This window comes from Micromonospora sp. BQ32, assembly GCF_059358895.1.
The window spans coordinates 171,299-185,183 of sequence record NZ_JCADBI010000015.1; the positions used below are offsets into that span (position 1 = coordinate 171,299).

Consider the following 13,885-nt stretch of genomic DNA (forward strand, 5'->3'; position numbering starts at 1 on the left):
ACCCGGCGCTTTCATCTGGTGGACGCCCCGCGGGTCCCCGTCGGCGGCGACACCGTCGCCGGTAGCGTCAGTGGGCATGACGGTCGTGCATCCGATCACCCGGGCCTGGGTCACCACTGGCGGCACCGGTGCGCAAAACTACGACGAGTTCGCCGACGACGCGGAGATCACCGCGATCATCGAGTCGAACCCGCACAGTGCTCTCGGCATCGAGATGCCGCACCGCGCTCCGCAGAGCCTGGGCAAGTCGTTCCTCGACGCGCTGCCGGACGCGGTGGCCCGGCTCGCCGAGGCCAAGGCCGACGGCAGTTACACCCCCGCCGAGCAGGTGGTGGTGCTCTACCGGATCAGCGCACCCGGCGAGGAGTCGGCGTACGGGCTGTTCGCGATGGTGGACACCGACCAGATCTCCACCCGGGCGGACGAGCCGGGCCTGGTCATCCGCAACGAGGACGTCTTCATCGCCAAGGTGCGCGAGCGGGTGGCGCTGGCCGACGCGCTGGGCCACCTGCTCTCACCCGTACTTTTGCTCCAGACCGGGCGCGGCGACGAGCTGCACGCCGCGCTCGCGGCGGCGACCGACGCGGCCGGCGCGCCCGCCGCGACGGACACCGACCAGGCGGGGCGCACGCACGCCATCTGGCTGCTCGGCCCCGGCCCGGAGCAGGCCACCCTGACCGCTCTCGCCGGCGGCGGGGACCTGGTCGTCGCGGACGGCAACCACCGCAGTCTGGCCGCCCAGACCGGGGGGCTGACGCGCTTCCTGGCCGTGGTCACCACCCCCGCGTCGGTGGCCATCCAGCCGTACAACCGGTTGGTCAGCGAGTTGACCACCACCCCCGCCGAGCTGCTCGACCGGCTGCGGGCCGCGGGCGCCGAGGTCGCGCCGATCGACGGCCCGGTCGAGGTCCCGGCGGCCGGCGGCACCGTGCACCTGTGCCTCGACGGCCAGGGGTACGCGGTGCGCCTGCCCGCCACCGCCTCCGCCCGCCTGGAAAACCTGGACCACGCCCTGGTCGAGCGGCTGGTGCTGCGCGACGCGCTCGGGCTCGACCCGGGCGACAAGCGGATCACCTACGTGGGCGGTGACTACCCGGCGAGCTGGCTCACCGGTGAGGTCGCCGCCGGGCGGGCCGAGCTGGCCATCCTGATCGCGCCGGTGACCGTGGCGGATTTCGTCGCGGTCAATCTGGCCAGGGAGAAGATGCCCCGCAAGAGCACCTGGTTCACCCCGAAGGCGCGCGGCGGTCTGGTCGTCGCCGAGCTGCCGCGTTGAGTGCCATCCGCACGACCGTGTGACGAACTCGGCTCGGGGACGCCGCCCCTGTGACGTCCCCGAGCGCGGCCTGACAGACTGCCCGGTATGCGCGTCTACCTGGGATCCGATCACGCCGGTTTCGAGTTGAAGGTGCACCTGGCCAACCACCTGGCCATGCAGGGGTACGAGGTGGTCGACGTCGGCCCGCACGGCTACGACCCGGACGACGACTACCCCACGTTCTGCCTGCACACCGGCGACCAGGTGGTGGCTGACGAGACGGGCCTCGGAGTGGTCATCGGCGGCTCCGGCAACGGTGAGCAGATCGCCGCGAACAAGGTCGCCGGCGTCCGCGCCGCGCTGGCCTGGAGCGTCGAGACCGCTCAGCTGGCCCGTCAGCACAATGACGCGAACGTGGTCGCCATCGGTGCCCGTCAGCACACGTTGGACGAGGCGACCGGCATCGTCGAGGCGTTCCTGAACACGCCGTTCTCGGGCAATGAGCGGCACGCTCGGCGGATCGCCCAGGTGGCCGAGTACGAGCGGACCCGGAAGCTGCCCGACCTGCCCTGACTGTGCGGCGCTCAGCGCGGCGAGCGGGGCAACTCCTCGCGGGGCACCCAGTTCCGCCGGACGACCACCACCCGGGCCTCCGCCTCGGCCAGGTCGTCGTCGGTGGGGCGGGCCGCGTCCCTGGCCCGTAGCGCGGCGCTGAGCCCCACCTGGGACGAGCCGGAGCCGACCAACCCGCGCAGCCCTCGCTCGCCGTCGCGCTCGTCGCCGCCGGTGCTCCGGCGTCGCGGCGGCGGGTCGTCACCGTCGTGCACGCCCGGGGTGCTGGCCGTCGGGCCGTCGGCGTCCGGTCTGGCCGGCTCGGTGTCGGCGTGGTGGCGCTGCCGTCGCCGTCGTCGGTCGGGGTCACCCATCAGCCGACCGTACCCTGCCCCGGTCTGATCCGGCGCTGTCGCGGGGGCCTCGCCTCCCGGCCGGGGTCGGCGACCGATTTGCCGGCTGGCTACCCTCGAATCCAGGCGGTGCTGTTGCCGTCGGTCAGGGGGAGGACGAGATGGCAGACCAGACGCAGCCGTGGGCGGAGCGGACCGTGGAGGTGCCACCGCAGGCCGGCGTCGGGGTGCCGCCGCAGCGTGACGGGTTCCGCCGGGGGGTCGCTCCGGTGGGTCAGCCGCGCACCCCGCGGACGGAGCCGTTCCCCGTGGTCGAGCAGGAGCCGACCGGCACCGGTTGGCCCGGTGAGCCGGTGCCTCGCCGCTCGCTGAGCTCGCGGATGGCGCAACTGCGACGCGGCGGCGAGTGGAGCGCGGCGGCCGGCCTCTTCGCGTTCGTGTGTTGGGGGATCTGGGCGCTGTCCGGCCAGGGTGACCTCAGCGGTCCGCTGCTGGTGCTGGTGCTCAGCCTGCTGGTGGCGGTCGGCCTGTTCGCCCTGTCCCGGCTGATCGGCCGGGTGGTGTGGGAGCGGCAGCTCGGACGGGTGCGGCGCAGCGCCCGCGGTGCGCACCTGGCGACGGCGGTGTTCCTCGCCGGTCTCGGGGTGGCGTGGCTGCAGCAGACCGAGTGGGTCGTCTCGGCCTGGAACTGGATCTCCTCGAACTGATCCCGGGGTGTGCACGGGCGGGCCGGTCCAGGACCGCCCACCCGTGCACCCGGTCGTCTCCCCACCAGGCAAGGTCGCTGCTTACCCGGCCGGCCGCAGTTCATCCGTGGACGGCCGGGTAAGCAGCGACCGGTACCTCCTTCGAGGGCTTGGGTTGTTCCGGTGGCGCGGCGGTCAGTGGGTGCCGCCGTGCCTCTCGGCGTCGGCTCGGGGAGACGCGACCCGGGCGGCCGGGTCCTCGACGCCGGGCTCGCCACCGTCCGGGGCGACCGCGCCGTCGTAGTTGTAGAGCGGTCGACCGTCGTCGTGCTGCTTGGTGGTCTTGATGTAGCGGTGCATCAGGCCGTCGATCTCCACCTCGACGAGTGCCTCGTTGCCGGTCTCGTGCGTGCTGCCGTCTCGGGGGCCGCCCACCAGGTGGGCCGTGCTGTTCGTGTCCATGCACAGGCCCTACCCACCAGGTACCCGGCGGAAACGGGTGAAATCCGGCCAGCGGTGCCGCGCCCCGACGAGTGGACGCGGCACCGCTGAGGGGTTCAGCCGGTGGATTCGGCGGCGGCGTAGTCGCGGGCCACCCGGACCATCTCCACCAGCCCGCCGGCGTACTCCTGGGATTCGCCGTGCGCCTCGTCGAACGGCGGCTGGAAGCCGACGCCCTCCCACTGGTTGGTCGCCGGGTTCCACCGGTCGTTGCCGACCTCGAAGTCCCAGGCGAAGATGCCCAGCTCGTAGTAGAGCTGGTCGGCCGAGTTGCCGGCGGCGGAGTAGAGCACGTCGGCGACCGGACCGGTCTGCGACGGCCAGGTGACGGTGCCGCGTTCCTGGGCGATGGCGCCGACGATTCGCCGGGCGCTGTCGAGGAACAGCGTCGACTCGTCGATCGACGGTCGCGGCAGGGTGACCCGGCCGTCGGCCCGGTACGCGCCCGGCGGCCACATGAAGTACCCGCCGTAGGAGTGCACGTTCATCGCGAACTTGATGTTCGGGTGGTCCTGGGCGAGCGCGATCACGTTGCCGCTCTCCGCCTCGGACAGCTCGGCGGTGCCCGCGTAGGTGCCGGACAGGCAGTTGGCGCTGGCGCCCACGTAGCCGTCGAAGTACGACCCGACGGTGTAGTTGCGGTTGATGTCGACGCCCCATGACGTGCGGTACTTCGGGTCGCGGGCCGCCCCGGTGCAGTGGTTGACGAGATTCTTGCGCTGCATGGTGAAGTCGTTGAACGAGTAGTTCGCGCCATCCGGGTTGACCATCGGGATGACGAAGATGTCGACCTGCTCCAGCAGCTCGCGGGTGGCCGGGTCGGTCCGGGAGTTCGCCAGCATCCGCTCGGCGAACTCCAGCGTCACCAGTGGGGTGGCCCACTCCCGGGCGTGCTCCTGGGAGTACGCGAGCACCCCGACCCGGGAGCCGTCCCGGTGTACGCCGAGGCGCAACGCCTGCACTGTCCACGGCCGCGCCGGCACCTCGGTGCCCTGGAGGCCGTCGTCGAGCCGGGCCGGGCCGGCGACGGGCATCGGCAGCCCGGCCGAGCCGTCCTCGACGGTGGCCCGGAACCGGTTCGGCTGGCGGGCGTTGATCGCTGCCGCGACCTCATCGGTGGTGCTCACCGTCTTGCCGGCGGTGTCGGTGGCCAGCGATACCGTGAGGACGCGATCGCGGTAGCCGACGGTCAGTGGCCGGTTCGCCCGGTCCGGGTCGACCGTGCGCACCTGTACGCCGTTCATGCCCTGGTCGCCGAAGCGCACCGACTCGACCACCACGGCCGCCACCGCCGGGTCCCCCAGGTACGCGACCGCGTTGCGCCGGTACCCCTGGGTCTTGTTCGGCAGGTCGATCACGTCCACCAGGTCCCGGTACTGGCGGGCCAGCCGCTTGATCCGCGCCTGGATGTCGATCGGCGTCAGGTACGCGTCGATGAAGTCCTTCTGGTAACCGGCCGGCAGCGGCGGCGGGGAGGCGTTCGGCCAGAGCGTCGGTGTGACCGCCCGGCTGACCCCGCCGAGGCTGGAGGTGGCGCTCAGCTGAACCGGTCGGCTCGGCACCGGCTGGGGGAGCGCGTAGTGGTACTGGTACTCACCGGAGTCCTCGAACCGGTACAGCGGGAACGAGCCGGTGGCGCCGTCCGCCGTCCGCCAACTGACGGTGATCTCCACATCCGGGTCGTCGGTGGCGGTGGTGGCCACCTGGGCCTGCAGGAAGGTCTGTCCGGTGGTGGTCCACCAGTACGCCTGCTGCACCTGGAGGGTGTCCACGGCAGCGGCGGTGGACCGCTGGCCAGCGGCCGGCGCCCGCAGTCCGGCGGCGGTACGGGCCTGAGCCGCACGGACGCTGTCGGCGTAGTGCCGGTTCCCGTCCCCGGCGCGCTGCACGATCTGCACGGCCGTCGCACCCTGCGCGGTCAGTTCGGCGAGCTGCGCGCCGTTGAGCACCAGGTCGGCGAGGATCCGGCCGTCCCGGGCGCGCGGCCGGTTGGCCAGGTCCGCGCCGGTGGCGACGAGCCGGTCCAACTGGGCCTGATCACGAAGCTGGACTCGGACCAGGGCTGTTTCGGTGGCGCTCAGGGTGATCGGAGCGGCCGGGGCGGCGGGTGCCGCCGCGCCGGAAGCGGGATGGGACAACACTGCGCTGAACAGGATCACTGTGGTGGCGGCAGCTGTCCACCGTCGTCGGACGATCATGTGCCCTCCTGTGACGGACGTCGATGTGCTTGGTCCTTACACCAGTGCACAGATCGACACCTGTCAAGGTGGGCAGATGTCCTCGGCGCCCTTCCGGCGTTGATCCCGTGACATCAGTGCGAGATCCGGAGCAACCCTCCGAGCCGGACCCCGCGTGACTATCTCGAAACGGGGATCGGAGGCCTGAATGAGCGATCGCGACGAGGCGTTCGCCGAGTACTTCGCGGCACGGTCCGGTGCCATGCGCGGCACCGCGTACCTGCTGTGCGGCGACTGGCACCGTGCCGAAGACCTGGTCCAGACCGCGTTCGTCAAGCTCTACCGGGTCTGGAACCGGATCTCCGGGCACGAGGTGCTCGACAGCTACCTGCGCCAGATCCTGATCCGGACCTTCCTCGACGAGCGCCGCCGCGGCTGGTGGCGGCGTGAGCGGGTGGGTGGTGAGGACGCCGAGCGGGCGGCCCCGCCCGACTCGCCGGAGAGCCGACTGGTGCTGCTCCAGGCGCTGGCCCGGGTGGCACCGCGTCAGCGGGCCGTGCTGGTTCTGCGGTACTGGGAGGACCTGTCGATCGAGGACGTCGCGGCGCTGCTGGAGTGCTCTCCAGGGACGGTGAAGAGCCAGGCGGCACGCGGGCTCGACACGTTGCGCGGCCTTCTGACACCCACCTACAGCGGGATCGAGATGGGGGAGCGATGAACGAGGAAGAATTGCGCGAGGGGCTGCGCAGCGAGATGGCGGGCATCACCCCGCCACCACCATTGAGTACGACAGCCGCGCTCGGCGCGGCACGGCGGACGCACTTCCGCCGACGCGCGGTGTGGGCGTCTGTCGGGTCGGCGGCTGTCGTGCTGGCGGTCACCGGCTTCGCGGCCGTCGCCACTCCGGACGATCACCTCTACCAGCCGGCGGGTCAGGGGCCACTGGCTGCTCCGGACGCGTCGGGAGGCGCCAAGGAGCCGTGGCCGACCGGACCGGACGGTCAACCGCAGGAGGACCGGACCGCGCGGGCCGGATCCAAGTACGAGCAGGGCATCCACCTGCTCAGGGAGGTTGTCTCGGTGGTACCCGCCGGCTTCACCGCGCCGGAGGACCCGCCGAGCCAGTCCGACGAGCCGACGCTGCGGACCCAGCAGGCGCAGTTCGAGGCCAAGGTGGGCGGCGTCGACGTGTGGAGCTACCTGTCCTCGGTCGCGGTGGCGCAGGGCAAGGGCACCGGGCGCGTGATCGTCGAGGTGCACGACGCTCCCAACCCGCTGCCGGCCGAGCCGTGCGACCTGGCCCAGCAGTTCTGGGGCATGCGCGGCGAGTGCCAGGTCGAGACCGTTGGCACGGCGCGGGTCGGCGTGGTGGTCCGACCGAGCGGCGACGATCGGCTCGACCAGTGGTCGGCGTACCGGCATTCGGACGGCGTGGTGGTCTTCGTGGCGCAGGGCGTGCGGCTGGACGAGAGTCGGCCGGCGCTGACGAAGCTGCCGTTCTCCGTGCCGCAGTTGGCGGCTCTCGCGGTCGACGAACGGTTCCACCTGAAGTGACACGGCGACTCGGCCTCGCCGAGTGGGTCCAGGTGCCGCCACCGGCGGTTCACCTGGGCCTTGCTGTGTGGCGCTTCTCGTCAGGGAGGAGCGGATCTGCGACCGTGCGATCCCGTGCGCCAGGCCCGGTGCACCAAAGAGCCCTCCGACCTGGGCCGGAGGGCGTTGGAGCGGGCGACGAGAATCGAACTCGCGTAGTCAGTTTGGAAGACTGAAGCTCTACCATTGAGCTACGCCCGCGTGCATCCCGCCGAAACAGGACGCGCCCCTAGCGTACCCAATGTCGACGCCGGACGCGCAACCGCGTCACCGCCCCGCGACGCCGCGCCGTCTGCGGATCTTGGCGGGACACGGGCGGGGCCGGAATGGTAATTTTCGGGTGATGTGTCCGGGTGGGGGATGCCCCGGCACCGAGTGAGGCGTGGCGACGGCATAGACTGCACGTCGCCACGGGGTGTGGCGCAGCTTGGTAGCGCACTCGCTTTGGGAGCGAGGGGCCGTGGGTTCAAATCCCGCCACCCCGACTGTCGTCCGCGGCCGGGCCGCCCCGGGTGCCGCCCAGTGCGGCCCCCGGGCGATGCCGGAGCGTCAGGCCGGCTCGCCTACACTCGATGGGCTGAATCACGCCCAGACTCAACTGAGATCCGTCAAGGAGTACGCCTGTGAAGAGCACCGTCGAGACTCTGAGCCCGACGCGCGTGCGGCTCGCCATCGAGGTGCCGTTCGTCGAGCTCGAGCCGAGCCTCAAGAAGGCGTACCGGGAGATCGGTTCGCAGGTCCAGGTTCCGGGCTTCCGCCGGGGCAAGGTGCCGACCGCGGTGATCGACCAGCGGGTGGGCCGGGGCACCGTCCTCAACGAGGCGGTCCAGGAGGCCATCCCGGAGAACATCCTCGCCGCGGTGCGCGAGCACGACCTGAAGACGCTGGGGCGCCCGGAGGTCGAGATCACCGAGTTCAACGACGGTGACTCGCTGAACTTCACGGCCGAGGTCGACGTCCGCCCGGAGATCACCATCCCGGACGCGAGCACCATCGAGGTGACCGTCGACGAGCTGCAGATCGACGAGAGCGAGATCGACGAGCAGGTGAAGAACCTGCGGGAGCGTTTCGCGACCCTCAAGACCGTCGAGCGGGCCGCCGCCGAGGGCGACTACGTCCAGATCGACCTCAACGCCACCGTCGACGGCGAGGACGTGCCGGGCGGCCAGGCGAGCAACATCTCCCACGAGGTGGGCAGCAAGCAGCTCCTGCCGGGCCTGGACGAGGCCGTGGTCGGCCTCGCCGCCGGCGATGACACCACCTTCACCACCCAGCTGGTCGGCGGCGACTTCGCCGGTCGGGACGCCGAGGTGGCGGTGACCGTGCGCACGGTCAAGGAGAAGGAGCTGCCGGAGCTGAACGACGAGTTCGCCCAGATGGCGAGCGAGTTCGACACGATGGAGGAGCTGCGCGGCGACCTCCGGGCCCGGGTCACCCAGGGCAAGCAGGTCGAGCAGATCTACGCCGCTCGGGACAAGGCCCTGGCCCAGCTCGTCGAGGCCGCCGACATCCCGGCCCCGGAGGGCGTGGTCCGCGAGGAGGTCGAGAGCCGCAAGCAGGCGATGGTCGACCAGCTGGAGCGGATCGGCGCGTCGATGGAGGAGTACCTCGCGGCCGAGGACAAGACCGAGGAGCAGATCGACGCCGAGCTGACCGAGGCGGCGACCGAGGGCGTCAAGGTTCAGCTCCTGCTGGACACGCTGGCCGACGCGGAGGACGTGCAGGTCTCCGACGACGAGTTCGGGCACGAGATCGTGCACCGGGCGCAGCGTGCCGGGATGGCCCCGCAGCAGTACTACGACCAGCTGGTGCGCTCCGGCGCGGCCGCCGCGGTCTTCGGTGACGTGCGGCGGGGCAAGGCGCTCGCGGCCGTCATGGAGCGGATCACGATCAAGGATTCGGCCGGCAACGGGATCACCCTCGACGCGCTGCGCGCCGCGAACGAGGCGGAGCACAACCACGACCACTGATCGTCGGGTGCGGCCGCCGTCCGCCGCTGAGCGGCGGACGGCGGCCGTTTCCCTTTCCGGGTACGCCCGGGCAGCAAGCACTGCCGGGTACGCCCGGAAGCCCGCGCCGCGGGTACGCCCGACACAGCTGCGCTGAGAGCGAACACTGCCCCGACCGGGACTCTGCCGCCCCGCACAGCGGTTAGTGTCGGGAAAGACGGTACGGAGAGCGAAGGGCTGCCATGACCGACATGCACATCCCCAAGAAGTCGCTCCGGGCGATTGACGCGCGCGGTGGCGACTCCATTGGCAACCTCGACGACTCGGTCTACAACCGGTTGCTCAAGGAGCGCATCATCTTCCTGGGCAGTGAGGTGACCGACCAGGTCGCCAACCGCATCTGCGCGCAGCTGCTGCTGCTCGCCGCGGAGGACCCGGACCGCGACATCAACCTGTGGATCAACTCGCCGGGTGGCTCGGTCTACTCCGGCATGGCGATCTACGACACCATGCAGTTCATCGACAACGACGTGTCGACCGTGGCGATGGGCATGGCTGCCTCGATGGGCCAGCTGCTGCTCTGCGCGGGCACCAAGGGCAAGCGGTACGCCCTGCCCCACGCACGGATCATGATGCACCAGCCGTCCGGTGGTCTGGGCGGCACGGCGTCCGACATCGCCATCCAGGCGGAGCAGATGCTCTACACGAAGCGGATGTTCCAGGAGCGGGTCGCGCACCACACCGGCCAGAGCCAGTCGCAGATCGAGGCCGACTCGGACCGGGACCGTTGGTTCACCGCCCAGGAGGCCATGGACTACGGCTTCATCGACAAGGTGATCATCGGGGCCGCACAGGTTCCGGATGGCGCCGGGACCCTGAGCTGAGGAGCTGACGATGACCGATCTGAGCCTGCCGCCCCAGTTCGCGGCCGTGCACAACCGCTACGTGCTGCCGTCGTTCGTCGAGCGCACGTCGTACGGGGTCAAGGAGTCGAACCCGTACAACAAGCTCTTCGAGGACCGGATCATCTTCCTCGGCGTCCAGGTGGACGACGCGTCGGCCAACGACGTGATGGCCCAGCTGCTGACGCTCGAGGGCACCGATCCGGACCGCGACATCATCATGTACATCAACTCGCCGGGTGGGTCCTTCACCGCCATGACGGCGATCTACGACACCATGCAGTACGTCCGTCCGGACATCTCGACGGTCTGCCTCGGGCAGGCGGCGAGTGCGGCGGCGGTGCTGCTCTCGGCGGGCACTCCGGGTAAGCGGATGGCCCTGCCGAACTCGCGGATCATCATCCACCAGCCGGCCACCGAGGGCGGCTACGGGCAGGGCTCGGACATCGAGATCCAGGCCCGGGAGATCCTGCGGATGCGTACGCAGCTGGAGGACATGCTGTCCCGCCACTGCAACCGCCCGATCGAGCAGGTTCGCAAGGACATCGACCGTGACAAGATCATGACGGCCGAGGAGTCCAAGGAGTACGGGCTGGTCGACACGATCCTGACCAGTCGCAAGAAGGGTCTGCTGGCGGCCAACGCCGCCCGCTGAGCTGTGCCGGGTCAGAGGTTGGCCGGGGCTTCGTTCCCGGCCGACCTCTGACACACCCGTTTTGGGGGTCGGAGAATGCCCCGCCAGCGGGTAACGTCGGGTCCGTACCGCTTCGCCGGTTGGGCCGGCGGCGCGAACTAAAGCCGGGCGGCGCGCAACGTCCGCAGGTCAGGGCCGGGTCTCCGGCCGATGAGTGCAGGGAGAACGTAGGTGGCACGGATCGGTGACGGCGGCGACCTACTGAAATGTTCCTTCTGCGGCAAGTCGCAGAAGCAGGTCAAGAAGCTCATCGCGGGCCCTGGGGTCTACATCTGCGACGAGTGCATCGATCTCTGCAACGAGATCATCGAAGAGGAGCTGGCCGAGTCCGGCGAGGTGAAGTGGGAAGAGCTTCCCAAGCCGATGGAGATCTGCCAGTTCCTCGACACCTACGTCGTGGGCCAGGATCAGGCCAAGAAGGCGCTCGCCGTCGCGGTCTACAACCACTACAAGCGGATCCAGGCCGAGGCGGCTGGCGCGCCAGGCTCCGGCAATGACGCCGTCGAGCTGGCCAAGTCCAACATCCTGCTGCTCGGCCCGACGGGGTGCGGCAAGACCCACCTGGCGCAGACCCTCGCCCGGATGTTGAACGTCCCGTTCGCGATCGCCGACGCCACCGCGCTGACCGAGGCGGGCTACGTGGGCGAGGACGTGGAGAACATCCTCCTCAAGCTGATCCAGGCCGCCGACTACGACATCAAGCGCGCCGAGACCGGCATCATCTACATCGACGAGGTCGACAAGATCGCCCGCAAGTCGGAGAATCCGTCGATCACGCGGGACGTCTCCGGTGAGGGCGTGCAGCAGGCCCTGCTCAAGATGCTCGAGGGCACGGTGGCCAATGTGCCGCCGCAGGGTGGCCGCAAGCACCCGCACCAGGAGTTCATCCAGATCGACACCACAAACGTGCTGTTCATCTGTGGTGGCGCGTTCGCCGGTCTCGACCAGATCATCGAGTCCCGCACCGGGCAGGGCGGCACCGGCTTCGGCGCCCGGCTCCGGTCGGTGTCGGAGCGGTCGACCGACGACATCTTCAGCCAGGTCATGCCGGAAGACATGCTCAAGTTCGGGCTGATCCCCGAGTTCGTCGGCCGACTGCCGGTGATCACCAACGTGCGCAGCCTGGACCGTAGCGCCCTGGTACGCATCCTCACCGAGCCGCGCAACGCCCTGGTCCGGCAGTACCAGCGCCTGTTCGAGCTGGACGGTGTCGAGCTGGAGTTCGACGAGCCGGCGCTGGAAGCCATCGCCGATCAGGCGATGCTGCGGGGCACCGGTGCCCGTGGTCTACGGGCCATCATCGAGGAGGTTCTGCTCTCCGCGATGTACGAGGTGCCGAGCAACCCCGACGCCGCCCGCGTGCTGATCACCCGCGAGGTTGTCCTGGAGAACGTCAACCCGACGATCGTGCCGCGTGAGTTCACCGGGCGTCGGGCTCGGCGCGACCGCGAAGAGAAGTCTGCCTGATCCTTCCCGCGTCACGCCGGCCGTTCGATCCTGACGCGGCCGGCGTGATCGTGTTCGGTGGCGCTCACCCGCGGGACCAGCGCCCGTGCCGGCCAGACGGTGACGCTGTCCGTGAGCGGCCTTCCAGCCGTACCCTTTGCTCATGCGCGTCGCCGTCTGCCAGCTGAACGCCCGGGACGACCGTAAGGCCAATCTGGCGGCCGCGGAGGCCCTACTGGAGCGCGCCGCCGCCGGCGGCGCGGATCTCGCCGTCCTCCCTGAGTACGTCGACTACCTGGGTCCTGCCGCTGGGCTGCCCGAGCCGGAGCCGGTCGACGGGGAGGTGGGCAGCTTCTTCGCCGGGGTCGCCCGGCGGCTCGGCATCTGGTTGGTGGCCGGCTCGTTCCACGAGGCCGGCCCGGACCCGGACCGCACCTGGAACACCTCGCTGGTCTTCGACCGTTCCGGCAGCCTGGCCGCGAGCTATCGCAAGATCCACCTGTACGACGTGGAGATCCCCGGTCGGGTCTCCTACCGGGAGTCGGCAAGTGTCGCGCCCGGCGTCCAACCGGTGGTGGTCGACGTCGAGGGGCTACGGGTCGGCCTGTCGATCTGCTACGACCTGCGCTTCCCGGAGCTGTACCGGCTCCTCGCATCTGATGGCGGCGCGCAGCTGCTGGTGGTTCCGGCCGCATTCATGATGCACACCGGGCGCGACCACTGGGAGATCCTGCTGCGGGCCAGGGCGATCGAGAACCAGTGTTTCGTGGCGGCAGCCGGCCAGACCGGCGACCACGAGCCGGGCCGCACCTGCTTCGGCCGCAGCATGGTGGTCGACCCATGGGGGACGGTGATCGGCCAGGTGCCGGACGGCCCCGGGATCTCCGTCGTCGACCTGGACCTCGATCGGCTCGACACGATCCGCGCCGAGCTGCCCAGCCTTGCCAACCGCCGGCTCTGAGCCTCAACCCTCCAGCAGGACACCGATCACCGCGAACCCGGCGATGGCCGCCGCGGTGACCAGTAGCGCTGTGGTCATCCGGGACCTGCCCCGTCGGGCCAGCCGTCCCACTGAGAGCACCAGTACGACCAGCACGACCGCACCGATCACCACCTGCCAGAACGGCCCGATGAGGCCGAGCAGCGCCTCCTCGGCGAACACCCTGGCACCGTGCCCGGACTCATCCATGACTGACACTCTGGCACGCCGAGGCGGCCCGCGTCCCGGGCTGCACCGGGGACCGTTGCGTACTCGTCGTCCGAACCAGTGATGAACCCTGATTTGCCTTCTCCGGGCCGTCCGCGTAACTTTCTCTCTGCACGGGGGAGGCCGGACAGACTGGCCGAGAACGGGCGCCAGGCTCGTGGCGGGAACGCCGAGCGAGACTGAGGATCGGGCGGTGCGGAACACCCCGGGAACGGGGTTGCGAACGCGGAGCCGACCGGGTAGAGTTCTGAAGCCGGCAGGAGCCGGGCGGAGAGCCGCGAAGCGGCGATCGGCCGGTCTGCGGTTTCCCACGAGAGCAACGAACGTCGGCAACGACGTGCGTCATCGTGGACTCGAAATCAGTAACACTATCCGCATTCTTCGGGTGAAGCACGACGAACCGCGAAATATCGGTTTGACACGGCGGAAACGAGCGGGTAACGTGGTAAAAGTGCCTGGCGCTGAAAGCGCCGGTCATGGTTCGGAAAAGCCCCGGTTGGGGTTCCACGGTGTGGGGCTTCTGGTCGGTGTGTGGTTGTTCTTTGAGAACTCAACAGGGTGCTTGTA

General features: G+C 70.1%; 15 protein-coding genes and 2 tRNA genes. 12 read left to right on the top strand and 5 right to left on the bottom strand.

Annotation, left to right across the window (positions count from 1 at the left end):
- Nucleotides 1–76: 76 nt before the first annotated feature.
- Nucleotides 77–1,276, top strand: coding sequence for a DUF1015 family protein (locus AC5L30_RS25640; RefSeq protein WP_494870158.1), 1,200 nt, complete (start codon nucleotides 77–79; stop codon nucleotides 1,274–1,276).
- An 87-nt stretch (nucleotides 1,277–1,363) separates the two neighbouring features.
- Nucleotides 1,364–1,831 (top strand): ribose-5-phosphate isomerase, encoded by a 468-nt coding sequence (locus tag AC5L30_RS25645; RefSeq protein WP_238658372.1) that lies wholly within the window; start codon nucleotides 1,364–1,366, stop codon nucleotides 1,829–1,831.
- Nucleotides 1,832–1,842: 11 nt separating this feature from the next.
- Here AC5L30_RS25645 and AC5L30_RS25650 read toward each other — a convergent pair whose 3' ends face one another.
- On the bottom strand, nucleotides 1,843–2,184 hold the full coding sequence (locus AC5L30_RS25650) for a hypothetical protein (protein ID WP_494870159.1): 342 nt from the start codon (nucleotides 2,182–2,184) through the stop codon (nucleotides 1,843–1,845).
- 140 nt (nucleotides 2,185–2,324) lie between these two features.
- Between AC5L30_RS25650 and AC5L30_RS25655 the strand changes: the two genes are divergently transcribed.
- The gene (locus tag AC5L30_RS25655; protein ID WP_494870160.1) at nucleotides 2,325–2,870 is read left to right on the top strand and encodes a hypothetical protein; all 546 of its coding nucleotides are present in this window, start codon (nucleotides 2,325–2,327) and stop codon (nucleotides 2,868–2,870) included.
- A gap of 174 nt (nucleotides 2,871–3,044) precedes the next feature.
- On the opposite strand, the gene AC5L30_RS25660 is transcribed toward AC5L30_RS25655, so the two are convergent.
- On the bottom strand, nucleotides 3,045–3,311 hold the full coding sequence (locus AC5L30_RS25660) for a hypothetical protein (protein WP_494870161.1): 267 nt from the start codon (nucleotides 3,309–3,311) through the stop codon (nucleotides 3,045–3,047).
- A gap of 95 nt (nucleotides 3,312–3,406) precedes the next feature.
- Nucleotides 3,407–5,548 (bottom strand): M14 family zinc carboxypeptidase, encoded by a 2,142-nt coding sequence (locus tag AC5L30_RS25665; protein WP_494870162.1) that lies wholly within the window; start codon nucleotides 5,546–5,548, stop codon nucleotides 3,407–3,409.
- Between the two features lie 187 nt (nucleotides 5,549–5,735).
- Between AC5L30_RS25665 and AC5L30_RS25670 the strand changes: the two genes are divergently transcribed.
- Together AC5L30_RS25670 and AC5L30_RS25675 are read left to right on the top strand one after the other, a co-directional pair.
- Entirely contained in the window at nucleotides 5,736–6,245 is a 510-nt protein-coding gene (locus AC5L30_RS25670; RefSeq protein WP_494870163.1) for a SigE family RNA polymerase sigma factor, read from the top strand.
- Nucleotides 6,242–7,081 carry a hypothetical protein gene (locus AC5L30_RS25675; RefSeq protein WP_494870164.1) on the top strand — a complete coding sequence of 280 codons (840 nt, stop codon included), beginning with the start codon at nucleotides 6,242–6,244 and terminating at the stop codon, nucleotides 7,079–7,081. The genes AC5L30_RS25670 and AC5L30_RS25675 overlap by 4 nt, the downstream gene beginning before the upstream one ends.
- Before the next feature lie 166 nt (nucleotides 7,082–7,247).
- Here the strand turns inward: AC5L30_RS25675 and AC5L30_RS25680 are convergent.
- A tRNA-Gly gene (locus AC5L30_RS25680) sits at nucleotides 7,248–7,321 on the bottom strand.
- Between the two features lie 210 nt (nucleotides 7,322–7,531).
- Here AC5L30_RS25680 and AC5L30_RS25685 point away from each other — a divergent pair.
- From AC5L30_RS25685 to AC5L30_RS25710, 6 genes are all read left to right on the top strand, one after another.
- A tRNA-Pro gene (locus tag AC5L30_RS25685) sits at nucleotides 7,532–7,605 on the top strand.
- A gap of 138 nt (nucleotides 7,606–7,743) precedes the next feature.
- Entirely contained in the window at nucleotides 7,744–9,090 is a 1,347-nt protein-coding gene (gene tig / locus AC5L30_RS25690; protein WP_494870165.1) for a trigger factor, read from the top strand.
- Between the two features lie 221 nt (nucleotides 9,091–9,311).
- Nucleotides 9,312–9,953, top strand: coding sequence for an ATP-dependent Clp protease proteolytic subunit (locus AC5L30_RS25695; RefSeq protein ID WP_007464111.1), 642 nt, complete (start codon nucleotides 9,312–9,314; stop codon nucleotides 9,951–9,953).
- 10 nt (nucleotides 9,954–9,963) lie between these two features.
- The gene (locus AC5L30_RS25700) at nucleotides 9,964–10,626 is read left to right on the top strand and encodes an ATP-dependent Clp protease proteolytic subunit (protein ID WP_030333536.1); all 663 of its coding nucleotides are present in this window, start codon (nucleotides 9,964–9,966) and stop codon (nucleotides 10,624–10,626) included.
- Nucleotides 10,627–10,836: 210 nt separating this feature from the next.
- Nucleotides 10,837–12,132, top strand: a complete 1,296-nt coding sequence (gene clpX, locus AC5L30_RS25705; RefSeq protein ID WP_030488273.1) for an ATP-dependent Clp protease ATP-binding subunit ClpX — start codon at nucleotides 10,837–10,839, stop codon at nucleotides 12,130–12,132.
- A gap of 142 nt (nucleotides 12,133–12,274) precedes the next feature.
- On the top strand, nucleotides 12,275–13,072 hold the full coding sequence (locus AC5L30_RS25710; RefSeq protein ID WP_494870166.1) for a carbon-nitrogen hydrolase family protein: 798 nt from the start codon (nucleotides 12,275–12,277) through the stop codon (nucleotides 13,070–13,072).
- A 3-nt stretch (nucleotides 13,073–13,075) separates the two neighbouring features.
- Here the strand turns inward: AC5L30_RS25710 and AC5L30_RS25715 are convergent, their stop codons facing one another.
- Entirely contained in the window at nucleotides 13,076–13,300 is a 225-nt protein-coding gene (locus AC5L30_RS25715; RefSeq protein ID WP_112584164.1) for a hypothetical protein, read from the bottom strand.
- 403 nt (nucleotides 13,301–13,703) lie between these two features.
- Between AC5L30_RS25715 and AC5L30_RS25720 the strand changes: the two genes are divergently transcribed.
- On the top strand, nucleotides 13,704–13,885 hold a 182-nt coding region (locus AC5L30_RS25720), incomplete at its 3' end, for a hypothetical protein (RefSeq protein ID WP_494870167.1).